Source organism: Oerskovia sp. USHLN155 (assembly GCF_037145535.1).
In the GTDB taxonomy this organism is placed as follows: domain Bacteria; phylum Actinomycetota; class Actinomycetes; order Actinomycetales; family Cellulomonadaceae; genus Oerskovia; species Oerskovia rustica.
The window spans coordinates 1-1,414 of record NZ_JBBCXG010000025.1 but is presented as its reverse complement, the minus strand read 5'-3'; the positions used below and the strand labels follow the sequence as shown (position 1 = coordinate 1,414).

Below are 1,414 nucleotides of genomic sequence, written 5' to 3'. Positions count from 1 at the left end.
GTCGGCGGTGGAGGAGCAGACCGCGACGACGACGGAGATGTCTCGTGGGGTGCAGGAGTCCGCGACGGGTGCTTCGGAGATCGCGGGCAACATCACCGGCATCGCGACCGCCGCCTCGTCGACCGCGGAGGCGATCCAGCAGATGAACGACTCGATCGCCGAGCTCGCCCGGATGAGTGCCGACCTCCAGTCCGACGCCTCGAAGTTCGTGTACTGACGCACGCCCCACGATCCCGCACGAGCCAGCATCTGAGGAAGGAACAGCACGTGAACCGGCAGAGCGAAGCACCCGACGACCTCGCAGTCACGCTCGAGATCGCGCCCGAGGCGTTCGTCGAGTCCTCCCCCGACCCTCTGCCGACCACCGGCACGGTGTCGGGCGACGGGCCAGACGCGGCCCCTTCCCGGACCCCGGGCACGGAGCCGACGACGCGTGCCGCAGGCGGCAGCTTCCTGCGTTCGGTCCGCACCCGGATCCTCGGGCTCGTCGCGCTCCTCGTGGTCGCCATGATCGTGCTGGGCGCGGTGGCCGTCTCGACCACGGTCTCGCTCCGGGACCGCACGGAGCGGATCGCGATGATCCAGAGCACGCTCAACGCGCGCGTCATGGCTCTGCAGAGCTCGGTGTGGTCGTACCGTCTGGCGACCGGCGGGCTGGGTGACTACATGGGGGAGGCCGACGAGGCGGGCCCGCAGTTCGTCGCGATCGACGGGGCCCACGGTGCGGTGACGGCCGAGATGCGTGCGTTCGAGGACATCTACGCAGGGATCGGCGAGGCGGTGCCCGACCAGTACGGGTCGTTCGCCCTGTCCGTGAACGAGTACATCTCGATCGTCGAGGAGCGCAAGCTGCCGGCCTTCGAGGCGGAGGACCGCGCGGCCTTCCGGTCGGCGGACACGGACCTCGACAAGGTCGGGCAGCAGATGGGGGGCGCGCTCGACCGGCTCCAGTCCTACATCGACGACATCCTCGCGGACGAGACGGCCGGAGCAGCGAGCGAGGCGTCGACGGCGATCGTCACCCTCGTCGTCGTCATCGCGGTCGGCGCTCTCGGCGGGCTGACGCTGGGCTGGGTGACGTCGGGCCGGATCAAGACCGCGATCGTCGGCGTGCAGCGCACGGTCGAGGCGATCGCGGACGGAGACCTGACCCACGAGCCCGACGTCCACGGACGGGACGAGCTGGGAGACATGGCACGTGCCCTGTCCTCGGCCCAGGCGTCCTTGCGCGCCACGCTCTCGGGCGTCCTCGAGTCGTCGGTGACGATCGCGTCGAGTGCGGAGTCGTTGGCGGGGGTGTCGTCGCAGTTCTCGGCGTCGTCGGAGGAGACGGCGGCGCAGTCGGGGGTGGTGGCTGCGGCTGCGGAGCAGGTGTCGCAGAACGTGCGGACGGTGGCTGCGGGTGCTGAGCAGA

The 1,414-nt window shown here is 70.5% G+C and carries 2 protein-coding genes; both read left to right on the top strand.

The window, feature by feature from the left end:
- On the top strand, positions 1-217 hold a 217-nt coding region (locus WFH32_RS19220; protein WP_336708888.1), incomplete at its 5' end, for a methyl-accepting chemotaxis protein.
- Between the two features lie 50 nt (positions 218-267).
- Positions 268-1,414 (top strand): methyl-accepting chemotaxis protein (locus tag WFH32_RS19215; protein WP_336708886.1); only part of this gene is annotated, 1,147 nt, incomplete at its 3' end.